17 protein-coding genes are annotated in these 15,849 nt (G+C 69.1%); all 17 read left to right on the forward strand.

Going from position 1 to position 15,849, the window contains the following annotated elements; translation table 11 throughout:
* Positions 1-9 precede the first annotated feature (9 nt).
* The 17 genes from AC1Q5B_RS20100 to AC1Q5B_RS20180 all read left to right on the forward strand — a co-directional run bounded on the left by AC1Q5B_RS20100 (position 10) and on the right by AC1Q5B_RS20180 (position 15,828).
* A complete protein-coding gene (locus AC1Q5B_RS20100) occupies positions 10-561 on the forward strand; it encodes a COG4648 family protein (RefSeq protein WP_492633209.1) in 552 nt (183 codons plus the stop codon).
* Entirely contained in the window at positions 554-2,239 is a 1,686-nt protein-coding gene (locus AC1Q5B_RS20105) for an ApeI family dehydratase (protein ID WP_492633210.1), read from the forward strand. The genes AC1Q5B_RS20100 and AC1Q5B_RS20105 overlap by 8 nt, the downstream gene beginning before the upstream one ends.
* Positions 2,229-3,008: a glycosyltransferase family 2 protein gene (locus AC1Q5B_RS20110; protein ID WP_492633211.1), complete on the forward strand. Its 780-nt coding sequence runs from the start codon at positions 2,229-2,231 to the stop codon at positions 3,006-3,008. The genes AC1Q5B_RS20105 and AC1Q5B_RS20110 overlap by 11 nt, the downstream gene beginning before the upstream one ends.
* Positions 3,005-3,949, forward strand: coding sequence for a lysophospholipid acyltransferase family protein (locus tag AC1Q5B_RS20115; protein ID WP_492633212.1), 945 nt, complete (start codon positions 3,005-3,007; stop codon positions 3,947-3,949). Before AC1Q5B_RS20110 ends, AC1Q5B_RS20115 begins: the two co-directional genes overlap by 4 nt.
* The gene (locus tag AC1Q5B_RS20120) at positions 3,942-5,483 is read left to right on the forward strand and encodes an HAL/PAL/TAL family ammonia-lyase (RefSeq protein WP_492633213.1); all 1,542 of its coding nucleotides are present in this window, start codon (positions 3,942-3,944) and stop codon (positions 5,481-5,483) included. Before AC1Q5B_RS20115 ends, AC1Q5B_RS20120 begins: the two co-directional genes overlap by 8 nt.
* Positions 5,473-5,904 (forward strand): acyl-CoA thioesterase, encoded by a 432-nt coding sequence (locus AC1Q5B_RS20125; RefSeq protein ID WP_492633214.1) that lies wholly within the window; start codon positions 5,473-5,475, stop codon positions 5,902-5,904. Before AC1Q5B_RS20120 ends, AC1Q5B_RS20125 begins: the two co-directional genes overlap by 11 nt.
* The gene (locus tag AC1Q5B_RS20130; RefSeq protein WP_492633215.1) at positions 5,901-6,530 is read left to right on the forward strand and encodes an outer membrane lipoprotein carrier protein LolA; all 630 of its coding nucleotides are present in this window, start codon (positions 5,901-5,903) and stop codon (positions 6,528-6,530) included. The genes AC1Q5B_RS20125 and AC1Q5B_RS20130 overlap by 4 nt, the downstream gene beginning before the upstream one ends.
* Positions 6,523-8,889 carry an MMPL family transporter gene (locus AC1Q5B_RS20135; RefSeq protein WP_492633216.1) on the forward strand — a complete coding sequence of 789 codons (2,367 nt, stop codon included), beginning with the start codon at positions 6,523-6,525 and terminating at the stop codon, positions 8,887-8,889. The genes AC1Q5B_RS20130 and AC1Q5B_RS20135 overlap by 8 nt, the downstream gene beginning before the upstream one ends.
* Positions 8,886-10,118 (forward strand): NAD(P)/FAD-dependent oxidoreductase, encoded by a 1,233-nt coding sequence (locus AC1Q5B_RS20140; RefSeq protein WP_492633217.1) that lies wholly within the window; start codon positions 8,886-8,888, stop codon positions 10,116-10,118. The genes AC1Q5B_RS20135 and AC1Q5B_RS20140 overlap by 4 nt, the downstream gene beginning before the upstream one ends.
* An 11-nt stretch (positions 10,119-10,129) precedes the next feature.
* Positions 10,130-10,651 (forward strand): DUF3261 domain-containing protein, encoded by a 522-nt coding sequence (locus AC1Q5B_RS20145; RefSeq protein WP_492633218.1) that lies wholly within the window; start codon positions 10,130-10,132, stop codon positions 10,649-10,651.
* Complete coding sequence (locus tag AC1Q5B_RS20150) at positions 10,648-11,838, forward strand: beta-ketoacyl-ACP synthase (RefSeq protein WP_492633219.1); 1,191 nt, start codon at positions 10,648-10,650, stop codon at positions 11,836-11,838. The genes AC1Q5B_RS20145 and AC1Q5B_RS20150 overlap by 4 nt, the downstream gene beginning before the upstream one ends.
* Entirely contained in the window at positions 11,838-12,293 is a 456-nt protein-coding gene (locus AC1Q5B_RS20155; RefSeq protein ID WP_492633220.1) for a hotdog family protein, read from the forward strand. The genes AC1Q5B_RS20150 and AC1Q5B_RS20155 overlap by 1 nt, the downstream gene beginning before the upstream one ends.
* Positions 12,290-13,024 carry a 3-oxoacyl-ACP reductase FabG gene (fabG, locus tag AC1Q5B_RS20160; protein WP_492633221.1) on the forward strand — a complete coding sequence of 245 codons (735 nt, stop codon included), beginning with the start codon at positions 12,290-12,292 and terminating at the stop codon, positions 13,022-13,024. Before AC1Q5B_RS20155 ends, fabG begins: the two co-directional genes overlap by 4 nt.
* Positions 13,021-14,256 carry a beta-ketoacyl-ACP synthase gene (locus tag AC1Q5B_RS20165; protein ID WP_492633222.1) on the forward strand — a complete coding sequence of 412 codons (1,236 nt, stop codon included), beginning with the start codon at positions 13,021-13,023 and terminating at the stop codon, positions 14,254-14,256. Before fabG ends, AC1Q5B_RS20165 begins: the two co-directional genes overlap by 4 nt.
* A gap of 53 nt (positions 14,257-14,309) precedes the next feature.
* Complete coding sequence (locus AC1Q5B_RS20170) at positions 14,310-14,762, forward strand: hypothetical protein (protein WP_492633223.1); 453 nt, start codon at positions 14,310-14,312, stop codon at positions 14,760-14,762.
* Between the two features lie 50 nt (positions 14,763-14,812).
* The gene (locus AC1Q5B_RS20175) at positions 14,813-15,298 is read left to right on the forward strand and encodes a hypothetical protein (protein ID WP_492633224.1); all 486 of its coding nucleotides are present in this window, start codon (positions 14,813-14,815) and stop codon (positions 15,296-15,298) included.
* Positions 15,299-15,387: 89 nt separating this feature from the next.
* A complete protein-coding gene (locus AC1Q5B_RS20180; RefSeq protein WP_492633225.1) occupies positions 15,388-15,828 on the forward strand; it encodes an excinuclease ATPase subunit in 441 nt (146 codons plus the stop codon).
* The last annotated feature ends 21 nt before the right edge of the window (positions 15,829-15,849 follow it).

The raw sequence follows: 15,849 nt of genomic DNA on the forward strand, positions 1-15,849 counted from the left end.
GGCGTTCCCGTGTCCCGCATAGGCGCGGCCATCTTCGTGGCGTTGTCGGTGGCGTACCCGCTGGTCGTGTACTGGGCGATGGGCCGCTTCGAGCCGCGCTGGCTCGCGGTGCTGTTGCTGGTGCTCGCCGTGCTGCGCGCCATCGCCACCCGGCAGGCCATCTGGCTGGTTGCCGCCGCAGGCGCCGCGCTTCTCGCGGCGCTGGCCACGGCGTTCAACGAAGCGTTGCCGCTGAAGCTTTATCCGGCGCTGATCAATGCGGTGATGCTGGGGGTGTTCGCGACCAGCCTGTTCTTCCCGCCGTCGGCGGTGGAACGCATCGCGCGGCTGACCGAACCCGACCTGCCGCCCGCCGGCGTGGCCTATACGCGCCGGGTCACCCAGGTGTGGTGCTGCTTCTTCGTGTTCAATGGCGCGCTCGCGCTGCTCACGGCGCTGTGGATGTCGGATCGCGCGTGGGCGCTCTACAACGGTCTGATCGCCTATGGACTGATCGGCCTGCTGTTCGGCGCCGAATGGCTGGTGCGCCAGCGGGTGAAGGCGGGGTACCGGCATGGCTGAGTGGCGAGCGCTCGCCGACGTCGCCGTGCAGCCGTTGCCTGGTCGCGTGTTCGTGTCTGCGTACGGGGCCGCCTCGGACCATGCCGGGTTCCACCGCGACGTGCTGCGCTGGCGGGCGAGTTTCCGGGCGCGTGCCGGCCAAGCCTGGGCGCTCCACTTCGACGACGCCGCGCGCTTTGCCGCTGCGCTTTACGGTGCCTGGCATGCCGGCAAGACCGTGGTGCTGCCCGGCGATGCGCTGAGCGGCACCCAGGCGCGCCTGCGGACGCACGTGCACGGCTTTGCCGGCGACTGGATCAAGAGCGACATGCCGTCGCCCGACGACGCGGCGGACATCGACGCCGGGGTGGAACCGCTCGATGCGGACGCCACGCGCCTGGTCGTGTTCACCTCGGGCAGTACCGGCGAGCCCGTCGCCATCGAGAAGCGGCTGCGCCAGCTCGATGCCGAAGCGCATGCGCTGGAAGCGGCGCTCGGCGGCGGCCTGGAGGGCGTGGCGGTACACGGCACCGTCTCGCACCAGCACATCTACGGTTTGCTGTTCCGGGTGCTGTGGCCGCTGGCGGCCGGGCGCGCCATCGTGCCGCGCGCGTTCTTTCCCGAGGACCTGCTGGCGGCGATGGGCGGACAAGAGACCGTGCTGGTCGCCAGTCCCGCCCACCTGAAGCGGCTGCCGGCGCAGCTGTCGTGGGCGTCGCTGCACGGCAGGCTGCGCGCCGTGTTTTCTTCCGGCGGTGCGCTGCCTGCCGAGGCCGCACATGACGCCGCTCTCCTGCTCGGCGTACCGCCCACCGAGATCCTCGGCAGCAGCGAGACCGGCGGCATCGCCTGGCGCCGCTGGGACACGGAACGGCCGACCTGGCGGCCGCTGCCCGGCGTCGACTGGCGCATCGATGACGGCGTACTGGAAGTGCATTCGCCGCACCTCCCCACGGAGGCGTGGTGGCGCAGCCAGGATCGCGCGGAGTCCGATGAGGCCGGCGGGTTCCGCCTGCTGGGCCGCGCCGACCGCGTGGTGAAGGTGGAGGAGCGGCGCGTCTCGCTGGATGCACTCGAACGCCAGATCCGGGCGCATGCCGCGGTGAAGGAGGCGCGCGTGCTGTTGCTCGATGGTGCCCGCAGCGCGCTGGCGGCCGTCGTGGCGATGGCCGACGGCGTGCCCGTGCCGGTCGATGCCGGAGCGCGGCGTGCGTTGTCGCAGGCATTGTCGCGGCATCTCGCGGCGACGCAGGATGCGGTGACGCGCCCGCGCCGCTGGCGCTTCACGACGGCGTTGCCGATCAACGCCCAAGGCAAGGTGACCGAAGCCGGCCTGACGGCCCTGTTCCGGCCCGAGCGCCCCGAGGCGCGCTGGACGCTGCGCGAGACCGGGCGGGCGCAGGCCGAGCTGAACCTGGACGCATCGCTGGCCGTGTTCGATGGACACTTCGCCCAGGCCGCGATCCTGCCCGGCGTCGCCCAGCTCGACTGGGCGGTGCAGCTGGCTCGCGAGGTGTTCACCATGCCGCCACGCTTCCTGCGCATGGAGGCGCTGAAGTTCCAGCGGGTGGCGCGCCCCGGCGATCAGATCCGCCTGGAGCTGGACTGGCAGGCGGAGCGGGGCACGCTGGTATTCCGCTACACCTCCGTGCATGGAGCCCACGCGAGCGGGCGCGTGGTGTTCGCCGATGGCGAATGAGTCCCTGCCGATGCCGGACGCCTTCCGCCCCCTGGTGGTGATCCCGGTGTTCGACCACGAACACGCCATCGCCATGATGGTGGAGGGCGTAGTGAAAGCCGACGCGTCCTGCCTGCTGGTCGACGATGGTTCGAGTAACGCGTGCGCGCGCGAACTGGACCGGCTGGCTGCGCTGCACGCGCCGCAGGTGCGGTTGCTGCGCCTGCCGGTGAACCAGGGCAAGGGCGGGGCGGTGCTGGCCGGCTTCCGCGATGCGGGAGACCATGGCCATACCCATGTCCTGCAGATCGATGCGGACGGGCAACACGATCCCGCCGACATCCCGCGGTTCCTCGCCGCATCGCAGGCCCATCCGGCGGATGTCATCTGCGGTGTGCCGCTGTACGACGAAAGCGTGCCGAAGGGCCGGCTCTACGGCCGCTACCTCACCCACGTGTGGGTGTGGATCAACACGCTGTCCTTCGCCATCCGCGACTCGATGTGCGGCTTCCGCGTGTATCCGCTGCCGCCGGTGCTGCGCCTGATGCGCGAGGAAACCATCGGGCGGCGGATGGACTTCGACGTCGAAGTGCTGGTGCGCCTGTTCTGGCGGGGCGTCGTCGTACGCAACCTGCCGACGCGCGTGACGTACCCCCTCGATGGCGTGTCGCACTTCGATGTCTGGCGCGACAACGTGCGCATCAGCCGCATGCACACGCGCCTGTTCTTCGGCATGTTGCGCCGGCTGCCGCGCCTGCTGGCGCGCCGTGCACCGGCAACGCCCGCATGAGCGGACGCAGCGAGCACTGGGCCGACCTCGGCGAATCCACCTCGGTGCGCGGCATCCTGCTGTTGTGCGCCGTGCATCGCTGGCTGGGGCGCTGGCCGTTCCGCATCTGCGTGTACCCGGTCGTGTTCGTGCACTGGCTGCTCAACGGCACCGCACGGCGCGCGTCGCTGCAGTACCTGCAGCGTGCGCACGATCACCAGGGGACGCCTGCCGCGCGTCCCGGCATGCGGCAGAGCCTGCACCACTTCGCGATGTTCGCCGAGACGATGCTCGACAAGATCCTCGCCCTGGGCCAGCGCTATCCGGTCGACAAGGTGCGCCTGGAACGCAAGGGCGTGCTGGCACGCGTGCGATCGGGGCAGGGGGGGCTGATCGTCACGGCGCACCTGGGTTGCCTGGAGCTGTGCCAGGTGCTGGCAGAACAGGTGCCGGGGTTGCGGCTGACCGCGCTGGTGCATACGGCGCACGCCGAACGCTTCAACCGGATGATGCGCCGCCTCGACGAAACGACGCGGGTCGAACTGCTGCAGGTCACCGACCTGGGACCGGCCGACGCGGTGAAGCTGGCCGAGCGCGTGGCGCGCGGCGAGTTCGTCGCCATCGCCGGCGACCGCGTCCCGCTGCGCGGCGGACGCAGCGTGACCGCGACGTTCCTCGGCCACGAGGCGCCATTCCCGATCGGGGCCTACGTGCTGGGCGCCGCGCTGCGCTGCCCGGTCTTCACGATGGCGTGCCTGCACGAAGGCGATGGTTACGCCGTGCAGTTCGACGCCTTCGCCGAACGCATCACGCTGCCGCGCGGCTCGCGCGACGCCGCCCTGGCCGGCTACGCTGCGCAGTTCTCGGCGTGGATGGAGCGGCAGGTCCGCCTGTCTCCGTACGACTGGTTCAACTTCTACCCCTTCTGGGATCAGGTACCGCATGACGCCCGCAATGAATGAACCCGTGGCGCCCGTGTTCGGCGACACCCCCCTGCGCATCGAGGACGTGGTCGCGCTCGCGCAACGGCGCGTCCCCGCGGTGTTGTCGGACGATCCGGATTTCCGTGCGCGGATCGCGCGCGGTGCCGACTTCCTGAGCCGGCTGCTGGACGAAGAGGGCGTCATCTACGGTGTCACCACCGGCTACGGCGATTCCTGCACGGTGAACATTCCGCCGGCGCTGGTCGCGGAGCTGCCGCATCACCTGTACACCTACCACGGTTGCGGGCTGGGCCGTTTCCTCGACGAAACCGAGACGCGCGCGGTACTTGCGGCACGCCTGGCGTCGCTGGTGCGCGGCATGTCCGGGGTCAGCCTGCCCCTGTTGGAAGGCCTGGAGACGCTGTTGCGTCACGACGTGTTGCCGCTGATTCCCGCAGAAGGCTCGGTCGGCGCCAGTGGCGACCTGACACCGCTGTCCTACGTGGCCGCGGTGCTGTGTGGCGAGCGCGAGGTCATGCACGACGGTCGCCAGCGCCCCGCACGCGAGGCGCTCGCCGAGATCGGCATGACGCCGCTGACCCTGCGCCCGAAGGAGGGCCTGGCGATCATGAACGGCACCGCCGTGATGACCGCGCTGGCCTGCCTGGCCTTCCATCGCGCGGAGTACCTGTCGCGCCTGGCGACGCGCCTGACCGCGTTCAATGTCCTGGCCGCCGATGGCAACGCGCACCACTTCGACGCCGTGCTGTTCGCCGCCAAGCCGCATCCCGGCCAGTCGCGGGTCGCGCAGCGCCTGCGCGAGGACCTGCACAGCGACCGCCCGCCACGCAACGAGCAGCGCCTGCAGGACCGCTATTCGCTGCGCTGCGCACCGCATGTCATCGGCGTGCTGGAAGATGCACTGCCGTTTCTGCGCCAGCTGATCGAGACCGAGCTCAACAGCGCCAACGACAATCCGCTGATCGATCCCGAGCGCGAGCAGATCCTCCACGGCGGCCATTTCTACGGCGGGCATATCGCGTTCGCGATGGATTCGCTGAAGAACACGGTCGCCAACGTCGCCGACCTGCTGGACCGGCAGCTCGCCCTGATCGTCGACGCCCGCTACAACCATGGTCTGCCAGCCAACCTGTCCGGCGCCACCGGACCCCGCGCCGCGATCAACCACGGCCTGAAGGCGCTGCAGATCAGCGTGTCGGCATGGACGGCGGAGGCCTTGAAGCTGACGATGCCGGCCTCGGTGTTCTCCCGGTCCACCGAATGCCACAACCAGGACAAGGTCAGCATGGGCACGATCGCCGCGCGCGACTGCCTGCGCGTGATCGAACTGACCGAGCAGGTGGTCGCCGGCATGCTGATCGCCGCACGCCAGGCGCTGGCCCTGCGCGAGCGCGTCGGGCTGCAGTCCACGCTGCGCGACGGGCCGGCGGCGATGTACGCCGACCTGCAGCAGCGCATCGCGCTGGTCGAAGAAGACCGCGCGCTCGATGGCGAGTTGCGCCAGCTGCTGGTCGATATCCGTGGCGAACGCTGGGATGTCTATGTCGATTGACCAACGCGACGACCTGGCGATCGAGATCCGGCTCAGCCCGGCGTTCCACGACTGCGACGCCATGCAGGTCGTCTGGCACGGTCACTACTTCAAGTACCTGGAAATCGCCCGCTGCGCGCTGCTGCAGCGGTTCGACTACGACTATCCGCAGATGCAGGCGTCCGGCTACCTGTGGCCGATCGTCGACACGCGCGTGAAGTACATCCGCCCGCTGCTGTACGCGCAGCCGCTGGTGGTCGCGGCGCGCATCAGCGAGTGGGAGAGCCGCCTGAAGATGGACTACGAGATCCGCGATGCGGGCACCGGCGACGTGCTGACCCGCGCGCACACGATCCAGGTGGCGGTCGACGCCGCTTCAGGCGAGATGCGCTATCAGTGCCCGCCTGTCCTGTGGGAACGGCTGGGAGTCGGGGCGCCATGAAGAAGATCCACGCATTGCTGTCCGCGCTGTTGCTGGCCGTCGTGATGGGAAGTGTCGTGCCGCCGGTGGCAGCGGCCGATCCGTTGGCCCAGGTGCGCGCCCAGGTGGCGCAGGTACCGGTGTTGCGCGGCGAGTTCACCCAGGAGAAGCAGGTCGCCGGGTTCAAGAATCCTTTGCGCTCGAACGGCCGTTTCCTGCTCGCCCGCGACAAGGGCGTGCTGTGGTCCACGACCGCGCCGTTCCCGTCCGAGATCGTCGTCACCCAGGACCGCATCCTCAGCCGCCAACGCGACGGCAGCCGCCGGGTGGAAGTGGACGGCAAACAACAGCCCGGGCTGCGTAGCGTCAACGCGATGATGTTCGCGTTGATGAGCGGCGACATGAAGGCGCTGACGTCCACCTTCGACGTGAAGGGCGAGCCCGCGGCCAGCGGCTGGAAGATGACGCTGATGCCGCGCTCGCGGCAGCTGGCGCAGGCGTTCACCTCGGTGCGGCTGTCGGGCGATCGCTATGTGCGGGACGTCGAGTTGCGTGAAGCCAACGGCGACCTCACCCGCCTGCGCTTCAGCGGCATGAGCGAAGCGCCTGCGTCCCTGTCGCGCGACGAGGCGGCCCGTTTTGAGTGATCCCGCACTTCCCGCGGCACCCGGCCATCCGCTGCGTGGCTGGCGGTGGCTGGCGCTCGCGTGGTTGCTGGTGCTGGCGGGTGTGGCCTGGCACCAGGCGCGATTCTGGCAGTCGCCGCGCATCGACAGCGATGTACTGGCCTTGCTGCCGCAGGAAGCGGGCGACGCGACGGTAGCCGACGCCACCCGGCGCATCGCCGAGAACAGTTCGCGCGACGTCGTCGTCATGCTCGGCGCCGGCGATGCCGAGCAGGCACTGAAGGCGCGACACGCTTTCGAGACCGCGCTGTCGAGGCCGGCAGCGCGGGCGATGCTGGCGGCCACGGGATCGCCGGAGGACTGGTTCGCCCAGGCGCGCGACACGCTCGCGCCGTACCGCGACCGGCTGCTGACACCGACGCAGCGCGACACGCTCGCACAGACGTCGCCGGACGCATTGGCTGAGTCCGCACTGGCCGCGTTGTACGGACCGATGGGCGCTCCCCGACTCACCGAGTGGCGCAACGATCCGCTGGGACTCTGGCCGCAGTGGTGGCAGGCACAGGCCGCCGCTGCGGGCATGGCACTGGATGGCGACGGCCTGCTGCAGGCCGACGGTCTCCACTGGGCGGTGCTGCAATTCAGCCTGCGCAGTTCGGCCTTCCGGCTGGACGGCGAACGTCATCTGCAGGACCTGCTGGATGGCGCGGCTGCGGCCGCGACGGCGGTGGCGCCAGGCCTGCGCGTGCTGAACGCCGGCGTGCCCCTGCATGCGGAGTCCGCCGCCGTGCAGGCCAACCGCGAAGTCAACACGATCGGGTGGGGCTCGCTGGCGGCGGTACTGCTGCTGGTCTGGCTGGCGTTCCGCTCGCTGCGTCCCTTGATGCTGGTGGCGCTGTCGCTGCTGGTCGGCTGCGCGGTCGCCATGACGGTGACGGTGCTGGTGTTCGGCAAGGTCCATCTGCTGACACTGATCTTCGGCGCCAGCCTGGTCGGCGTGGCGGAGGACTACGGCATCCACTGGTTCGCATCGCGCCAGGGTGTCGCCAGCGAGCGTCGCTGGTCGCTGCTCCGTTCCCTGCTGCCCGGCCTGTGGCTGGCGCTGCTCACCAGCGCCATGGCCTATCTGGCACTCGGCCTGGCGCCGTTTCCCGGCCTGCGGCAGATGGCGTTGTTCTCCGTGGTCGGCCTGACGGCGGCCTTCCTGACGGTGATCTTCTTCTTCCCGTGGCTCGACGGCGGCCAGGTCCGCATGACCGGGTTCTCGCGCTGGCTGGGCGGCACGCTGGCGCGCTGGCCGCGGCTGTCGAGCCGCCGCGGCGGCATCATGCTGGCCGTGGCGATGCTCATCGTGGCGGTGCCGGGGCTGATGCGCGTGCAGGGCAACGACGACCTGCGCGGCCTGCAATCCTCGCCGCCGGAACTGATCGCGCAGCAGCGCGACGTCGGTCGCCTGCTGGGCATGCCCAGCCCGGCCCAGTTCTTCCTGGTACAGGGACGCGATGCCGAACAGGTGCTGCAGCGCGAAGAACAGCTCGTCGTGCGGCTGCGCCAGGCCGAGGCGCAGGGGCGGGTCGGTGGGCATCGCGCCCTGAGCGACTGGCTGCCGTCGCAGCGCCGGCAGGACGCAGATGCGGCATTGACCTCACGCGTCGAACAGGAGGTGCTCGCACGCCTGTCGGCTGCCACCGGCGAGGATCTGACGCGCGGTGAACTCGCGCCGTCCGCGATGGGCATCGACGCCTTCCTCGCGTCGCCGGCGTCGCTGCCCGTGCGCTACCTGTGGCTGGGGCGGGTGGGGCAGGGTATGGCGTCGGTGGTGATGGTCAACGACCTGTCGCGTCCGGATGCGCTGGCCACCTTCGCCGCGCAGGCGGAAGGCCTGGACGGCGTGCGCTGGGTCGACCGCACCGCCGACATTTCACGGCTGCTCACGCATTACCGCCACATGATGTCCTGGCTGCTGCTGGCCGGCGTGGCGGTGGTGTTCGTCGTGCTCGCGATCCGTTACCGCTCGCAGGCGTGGCGCGTGATCACACCGACCCTGCTGGCCGGCGTGCTGACGGTGGCGTTGCTGGGCTGGCTCGGACAGCCGTTGCAACTGTTCAACGTGCTGGCGCTCATGCTGCTGCTGGGCATGGGCATCGACTACGGCATCTTCCTGGTCGAACACCGCGGCGATGCCAGCGCATGGCTGGCGGTGTGCGTCGGCGCCGCCAGCACGTGGCTGTCGTTCGGTCTGCTGGGCCTGTCGGCGACGCCTGCACTGCGTGCGTTCGGCCTGACCCTGCTGTTCGGCATCGGGCTGGTGTGGCTGCTGTCGCCGCTGTTCCGCCCCGCGCCCGATCCTTCCCCCTCGCATGGAAACACCGCTGCATGAAGACGGAACGCACTGAAATCCTGGTCATCGGCGCAGGTCCCGCCGGTGCGGTGGCCGCGGCGATGCTGCGGCGGCAGGGCCGCAAGGTGCTGATCGTCGAGCGCGAACAGTTCCCGCGGTTCTCGATCGGCGAGAGCCTGCTGCCGCAGAGCATGGAGTACATCCAGGCCGCCGGCCTGCTGCAGGACGTGGTGGAAGCCGGTTTCCAGTACAAGAACGGCGCCGCGTTCGTGCGCGGCGAGCGCACCACCGAGTTCGATTTCCGCGACAAGTTCTCGCCAGGCTGGGGCACGACCTATCAGGTGCAGCGCGCCGACTTCGACCATGTGCTGGCGAAAGGTGCCGAGCGCATGGGCGCCGAAGTGCGCTACCGGCACGAAGTGCTGTCCGCAGAGCCCGGCGAGACACCGCGTGTGACCGTGCGTTCGCCGGAAGGCGAGGAGTACGCGATCGAGGCCGACTTCATGCTGGACGCGAGCGGCTTCGGCCGCCTGTTGCCGCGCCTGCTGAAGCTGGAGTCGCCGTCGAACTTCCCGGTCCGCGGCGCCATCTTCACCCACGTGCGCGACCACATCCCGGTCGACGCGGGCTTCGACCGCAACAAGATCCTGATCACCACGCATCCCGAGCACGTGGACGTCTGGTACTGGACGATCCCGTTCTCCAACGGCTGCTGCTCGCTGGGCGTGGTCGCGGAAATGGAGTTCCTCAACCGTTACCAGGGCACCGACCTGGAACGCCTGCAGGCCATCGTCGGCGAGGATCCCAACCTGACGCGCCTGCTGAAGAACGCGGAATGGGCGGTGCTGCCGGTCCGGCAGATCACCGGCTACTCGGCCAACGTGTCCTCGCTGTGGGGGCCGGGCTATGCGCTGCTCGGCAACGCGGGCGAGTTCCTCGATCCGGTGTTCTCGTCGGGCGTGACCATCGCCTTCAAGTCCGCGCAGTTGGCCGGCGAATGCCTGCGCCGCCACTACGCCGGCGAGACGGTGGACTGGGAAGCCGACTTCGCCGTCCCGCTGCGCGGCGGCGTGCAGACGTTCCGTCGCTTCGTGGAGTCGTGGTATGCCGGCGGCTTCCAGAAGATCATCTTCCATCCGGACCCGCAGCCGGACATCCGCCGCATGATCTGTTCGATCCTCGCCGGATACGCGTGGGACAAGAAGAATCCCTACGTCGCCGATACGCAGCGCCGCCTGCAGGTGCTGGAGCAGTTGTGCGCCGGCTGATCGCGCTACTGATGCTTGCCTTGCTGACGGCCTGCGCCACGCCGCCGACGAAGCCGCACGTCGTGCTTCCGGCACTGCGTTTGGCGCCCGCCACCTTGGGCTACGAACTCGCCGAGCAGCAGCGCCTGGTGTTCCGCTTCGGCTCGCACGTACGCGAGCTCGACGCACTGCTCGAAGTCGATGCCGGCCACGTGCGGCTGGCCGTGCAGGCGATGGGCCGGACCGGAGTGCGCCTGCAGTGGGATGGCAAGGACCTGGTCGAGCAGCGCGCTCCGTGGCTGCCTTCCGCGGTGCGCGGCGAACGCGTGCTCGACGATGTGCAGTTCAGCCTGTGGCCCGCGGACGCGATCCGGGCGGCATTGCCGGCGGGCTGGGATCTGGTCGAACGCGGCCCGTTCCGCGAACTGCGCAGGAACGGACAGGTCTGGCTGCAGCGCGAACAGGTGGATGCCGGCACGCTGCGCATCCGCAACGGCGCCGACGACTACGAGCTGACCATCGAATCGGCAGCCGGCGGAGCCCCCGGGCCGTGAGCAGCGAAGCGATCTTCCTGAACCACCTCGGCATCGTCTGTGCGCTGGGCACGGGCACCGCGGCCGTGCGCGAGGCCTTGTTCCGTGACGATGCGCCGGGCGGGGTGGCGCCCGACGCTGCGCTCCTGCCCGGTCAGACGCTGGCGCTCGGCGCGGTGAACGGCGCACTGCCTGCGCTCGACGACCATGCCGTGCAACTTCGCGGGCGCAACAATGCGCTGCTGCGCGCGGCGTACCTGCAGATCCGGGAGGCCGTGCAGCAGGCCATCGAACGCCATGGTCCGTCGCGCGTCGCCATGGTGGTCGGTACCAGTACGTCCGGCATCGGCGAGGCCGAACAGGCGATGACGCACTGGCACCGGCACCGTACGTGGCCGGCCGGCTTCCACTACGTGCAACAGGAGATCGGCGCGCCTTCGCGCTTCCTGGCCGCGGAGTCGGGCGCGCGGGGGCCGGCCTGGACGATTTCAACGGCCTGTTCCTCCAGCGCGAAGGCGATGGCCTCCGCCGCACGCCTGCTGCGCGCCGGACTGGCCGATGCGGTGATCACCGGCGGTTCCGATTCGTTGTGCGCCTTCACCGTGCGCGGCTTCATGGCGCTGGAGTCGGTCTCGGTCGAACGCTGCAATCCGTTCTCCGCGCACCGGCATGGCATCAACATCGGCGAGGGCGCGGCGCTGTTCCTGATGACGCGCGCGCCGGGACCGGTGCGACTGGCGGGATGGGGCGAGACGGCGGACGCCCACCACATCTCCGCCCCCGAACCGCAGGGCATCGGCGCCGTCGACGCCATCGCCCAGGCGTTGGCACGGGCGAACCTGTCGCCGTCGCAGATCGACTACGTGAACCTGCACGGCACGGCCACGCCGCAGAACGATGCGATGGAAAGCCGTGCGGTGGCGGCAGCGTTGGGGGGCGACGTGCCGGTCAGTTCGACAAAGCCGCTGACCGGACACACGCTCGGGGCGGCCGGGGCCATCGAGGCGGGCCTGTGCTGGCTGGCGATGACGGACAATCCCGGGCACCGCCTGCCGCCGCACTGGTGGGACGGCGCGACGGATGCCGATCTGCCGCCGCTGGCGTTCGTCGCGCCCGGCGCACGCGCGAGCGGGCCGCTGCGCCACGTCCTGAGCCAGTCGTTCGCATTCGGCGGCAGCAATGCCGTGCTGGTGTTCGGAGGGGAATGATGCGCGAGCTGTACGACATCGAACGCGTGGTGCCGCATCGCGGGACGATGCGCCTGGTCGACCGGCTGGTCGACTGGGACGAGGACACCGTGGCGGTCGAGCTGCGCGTGCCCGAGGAGGGACCGTTCAGCCATGCCGAGGGTGTGCCGGCGTGGGTCGGCGTGGAATACATGGCGCAGACCATCGCTGCCTGGGCGGGCTGCAACGCACGGGCTGCGGGGCGCGAGCCGTCGATCGGCTTCCTGCTGGGCACCCGCCGTTACGAGAGCCGGACCACCTGGTTCCGCGCCGGCACGGTGCTGCGGGTGGAGGCGATCCGCGAGTTGCTGGGCGACAATGGGCTGGGCATGTTCCGCTGCCGCATCCTGGGGGACGGCGAGGAACTGGCGACGGCCAACGTGTCGGTGTTCGAACCACCGGACGCGATGGCGTATCTGGAGAGTACGCAGGAATGAGTGCAGATCATACGGTCCTGGTCACCGGGGGGAGCCGGGGCATCGGGCGGGCAATCGCGTTGCGACTGGCGCAGGACGGTTTCGATATCGTCGTGCATTGCCGCAGCCGAGTCGAAGAAGCCGAGGTGGTCGCCGGCCAGATCCGCGGGCTGGGCCGCGAGGCACGCGTCCTCGCGTTCGACGTGGCCGACCGTGCCGCCGCCGCGCAGGCGCTGGAGGCCGACATCGGGGCGCACGGTACCTACCACGGCGTGGTGTGCAACGCCGGTATCGCCCGCGACACCGCTTTTCCCGCGATGAGCGGCGAGGACTGGGACGCCGTGCTGCGCACCAACCTCGACGGCTTCTACAACATCCTCAATCCGCTGGTGATGCCGATGGTGCGGCGGCGCAAGCCCGGCCGTATCGTCACCCTGTCGTCGGTATCCGGTCTGGTCGGCAACCGCGGCCAGGTCAACTACAGTGCGGCCAAGGCCGGCATCATCGGCGCGACCAAGGCGCTGGCGCTGGAACTGGCCAGCAGGGAGATCACCGTGAACTGCGTGGCGCCGGGCCTGATCGACACCGAGATGGTCAATGGCGAGGTGGTCGATGAAGCCCTGAAGATGATCCCGATGAAGCGCGTCGGCCGGCCCGAGGAAGTCGCCGCCGTGGTGGCGTTCCTGATGTCGCCGCAGGCGTCGTACGTCACGCGGCAGGTGATCTCGGTCAATGGAGGACTGGTCGGATGAGTCGCAACGAACGACGCGTGGTGGTGACCGGCGCGGGCACCATCAGTCCGCTCGGCCACGACTGGCCCAGCGTGCACCTGCGCCTGCGCGAATGCCGCAACGCCGTGCGCCACATGGACGACTGGGCGAAGTACGAAGGTCTCAATACGCGCCTGGCCGCGCCCGCCGAGGCGTTCGCGTTGCCGGCGCACTACAACCGCAAGACCACGCGCAGCATGGGGCGGGTGGCGCTGATGTCCGTGCGTGCGACCGAGCTCGCACTGGAACAGGCGGGCCTGCTCGGCGACCCAGTGCTGAAGGGCGGCAGGGTCGGCGTGTCCTACGGCTCGTCCGCCGGCAGCCATGAGGCAGTCGGCGATTTCGGCCGGATGCTCAACGCGTACACCACCGAAGGCATCAACGCGACCACCTATCTGAAGATGATGAGCCACACCGCGCCGGTGAACATCGGCGTGTTCTTTGGCCTGACCGGACGCGTCTACACCACGTCCAGCGCCTGCACGTCGGGCAGCCAGGGCGTCGGCTGCGCCTACGAGGCCGTGCGCAGCGGCAAACAGGTCGCGATGATCGCCGGTGGCGCCGAGCAGTTGGATGCCACGGCCGCCGCGGTGTTCGACACGCTGTTCGCCACCAGCGTGCGCAACCATCAGCCCGAGCTGACGCCACGCCCGTTCGATGCCAATCGCGACGGACTTGTGCTGGGCGAGGGCGCGTGCACGCTGATCCTGGAAGACCTCGAGCATGCACGGGCGCGCGGCGCGGAGATCCTGGCCGAGGTCGTCGGCTACGGCACCAACAGCGACGGCCAGCACGTCACCCAGCCCAGTGCGGACACGATGGCGCAGGCGATGCGCCTGGCGCTGGAAGACGCCGGGCTGGAACCGGAGGCGATCGGCTACGTCAACGCGCACGGCACCGCGACCGACCATGGCGATATCGCCGAGACCGCCGCCACGGCGGCCGTGTTCGGCAGCCGCATGCCGATCAGTTCGCTGAAGAGCTACGTCGGCCACACGCTGGGCGCCTGCGGCGCGTACGAATCGTGGATCACGCTGCAGATGATGCGCGAGGGCTGGTTCGCTCCCACGCTGAACCTGGAAGAGCGCGATCCGCGCTGTGCCGACCTGGACTACATCACCGGCGAAGGCCGTGAGCTGCAGACCGATTACGTGATGAACAACAACTTCGCATTCGGCGGCATCAACACGTCGCTGATCTTCAAGCGCTGGTGAGCCAGCGGGCAGGGGTGCCCGAACCAGCGACTTCCACGACAACAGGGGACAAGATGAGCAAGCGTTCCGTTTCATTGCTGTTCGCGGCCGTGCTGGCCGTTGCCTGTGCGCCCGCGATCGCCGGCAAGCAGGATCCGATGGTGATTCCGGCCTACGAGAAGGTGGAATCCACCAACGGCATCGCACCCACCGCGGCGCGCATCAAGGCGGCCATCCTCCATGCGGGCAAGGCGCGCGGCTGGACGGTCAGCGACAGCGAGCCCGGCAAGGTGACGCTGCGTTATGCGCCGCGCACGCACGAGGTGATCGTGGCGGTGCGTTACGACGCCCATGGCTTCAAGATCGAGTATGTCTCCAGCAAGGAGATGAACTACGAGATCAAGCGCGGCAAGCCGGAGATCCACGGGAACTACAACCGCTGGATCCGCAACCTGGCCGTCGACATACAGAACTCTCCGGTGTTCCACCAACCGGATGCCCCCGTCACCGAGGCCGCCACGCCATGATGGGCGCGCGATTGCGCGGGATGGTTTCCCTGTGCCTGGTCGCTTTCGCCATGCCGGCGATCGCGGGTGATGTCATCCTCACTCATCCGCGCATCGCGCTTCGTGAGGGTTACGTCGGCTCACCGGAGTTCATGAAGGAGTGCGACTGGGCCGCAGAGCTTCCGGCCCATCTGGTCGAGTACTCGAAGGGGCTGGTGGCACTGACGGACCAGGACCTCGGGACATTGCCGGGGCGCACGTTGCGGCTTCGCATCATGCACATGCGATCGGCCGATGGCGGAGGATTCTCCGGACCCAAGTGGGCAACGGTCCGTGCGGAACTGTTCCAGGACGGCAGGCTCCTCGGCCAGTACCAGCCTTATCGGCAGACGATGACGCTGTTCCGTGGCGGCTGCTCTTCCCTGAGCAAGATCAGCGATGCGCTGGCGGGCGATATCGCGACATGGCTGCGCCGCGGCGATTTCAGCGTGCAGTTCACAGACGAACAGAACAGGATCGAAATCGGTCCCGAAGAGGACGTGCCACCCATCCAGTGATCCCGTGCCGCCCTCCACGCCGCCCGAACATCCGGATTGGCAAGCTTTCCCCTCCAGCGGCCCGGCCGCCCATCCCCAGGAGCTAGACCTTGAAGCGACTTCTGACCACCGGACTGACCTGCCTGATGCTGGCTGCCGCGCCGGCATTCGCGGCCGATACCCGCCTGGAGCTGCCTTTGCAGGAGTTGCTGGATTCGCCGCAGGCGAAGGCCGCCGGCCTCGATGGCAGCGTGCGCTTCTACCTTGCCGGCCAGAAGACGCCCGCCGTGGTGTCGCGGTTCGGCGAGGACGTGACCAACAAGAAGACCAACGGCGTGGGCAAGTCCGATGCGGAATCCTGCCGCTGGGTGGCGTTGTCGGCGCTGAAGGCCTTGCAGGAAGGCGCCAAGGACCGGGGTGCGAACGCGGTGATCAACATCACCAGCTACTTCAAGAAGAACGAGTTCAAGAGTTCCACCAACTACGAATGCCACGCCGGCGGGATCATGAGTGGCGTGGCGCTGAAAGGCACTTACGTCAAGATCAAGTAACGATCGCCCGGCGCCGTTCCG

Source organism: Pseudoxanthomonas sp. GW835-FHT14C01 (assembly GCF_058793715.1).

What these genes read in the sequence shown, in the direction of transcription:
- AC1Q5B_RS20105 (WP_492633210.1), top strand. Translation starts at nt 554, where the DNA reads ATGGCTGAGTGGCGAGCGCTCGCCGACGTCGCCGTGCAGCCGTTGCCT.
- AC1Q5B_RS20110 (WP_492633211.1), top strand. Translation starts at nt 2,229, where the DNA reads ATGGCGAATGAGTCCCTGCCGATGCCGGACGCCTTCCGCCCCCTGGTG.
- AC1Q5B_RS20115 (WP_492633212.1), top strand. Translation starts at nt 3,005, where the DNA reads ATGAGCGGACGCAGCGAGCACTGGGCCGACCTCGGCGAATCCACCTCG.
- AC1Q5B_RS20120 (WP_492633213.1), top strand. Translation starts at nt 3,942, where the DNA reads ATGAATGAACCCGTGGCGCCCGTGTTCGGCGACACCCCCCTGCGCATC.
- AC1Q5B_RS20125 (WP_492633214.1), top strand. Translation starts at nt 5,473, where the DNA reads ATGTCGATTGACCAACGCGACGACCTGGCGATCGAGATCCGGCTCAGC.
- AC1Q5B_RS20130 (WP_492633215.1), top strand. Translation starts at nt 5,901, where the DNA reads ATGAAGAAGATCCACGCATTGCTGTCCGCGCTGTTGCTGGCCGTCGTG.
- AC1Q5B_RS20140 (WP_492633217.1), top strand. Translation starts at nt 8,886, where the DNA reads ATGAAGACGGAACGCACTGAAATCCTGGTCATCGGCGCAGGTCCCGCC.
- AC1Q5B_RS20145 (WP_492633218.1), top strand. Translation starts at nt 10,130, where the DNA reads ATGCTTGCCTTGCTGACGGCCTGCGCCACGCCGCCGACGAAGCCGCAC.
- AC1Q5B_RS20155 (WP_492633220.1), top strand. Translation starts at nt 11,838, where the DNA reads ATGCGCGAGCTGTACGACATCGAACGCGTGGTGCCGCATCGCGGGACG.
- fabG (WP_492633221.1), top strand. Translation starts at nt 12,290, where the DNA reads ATGAGTGCAGATCATACGGTCCTGGTCACCGGGGGGAGCCGGGGCATC.
- AC1Q5B_RS20165 (WP_492633222.1), top strand. Translation starts at nt 13,021, where the DNA reads ATGAGTCGCAACGAACGACGCGTGGTGGTGACCGGCGCGGGCACCATC.
- AC1Q5B_RS20170 (WP_492633223.1), top strand. Translation starts at nt 14,310, where the DNA reads ATGAGCAAGCGTTCCGTTTCATTGCTGTTCGCGGCCGTGCTGGCCGTT.
- AC1Q5B_RS20175 (WP_492633224.1), top strand. Translation starts at nt 14,813, where the DNA reads ATGCCGGCGATCGCGGGTGATGTCATCCTCACTCATCCGCGCATCGCG.